Raw genomic sequence first — 237 nt, 5'->3', positions numbered from 1 at the left:
GAGCATCACCAGGCTGGCGATGGCCTGGCCGAGCGGGGTCTTCGGGGTGATGTCGCCGAAGCCGACCGTGGTCAGGGTGACGATCGCCCAGTAGATGCCGCGGGGGATGCTGGTGAAACCGTGCTCCGGGCCTTCGACCACGTACATCAGCGCGCCGAACACGGTGACCAGGGTCATCACGGTGAGGAAGAACACGATGATCTTCTGCTTGCTGCCGCGCAGGGCGGTGAGCAGGAA

Annotated in this window: 1 protein-coding gene; it reads right to left on the bottom strand. The window is 65.0% G+C overall.

What is annotated here, in order from left to right; all coding sequences use genetic code 11:
- The coding region (locus tag ACLJNW_RS28440) for an ion channel (RefSeq protein ID WP_410962020.1) at positions 1-237 on the bottom strand (237 nt) is incomplete at both ends.

It is taken from the genome of Salmonella sp. SAL4457 (assembly GCF_046548235.1).
Lineage (GTDB): Bacteria > Pseudomonadota > Gammaproteobacteria > Enterobacterales > Enterobacteriaceae > Salmonella > Salmonella enterica.
Note: the sequence above shows the minus strand (reverse complement) of the source record. Positions and strands in the feature narration are given on the sequence as shown.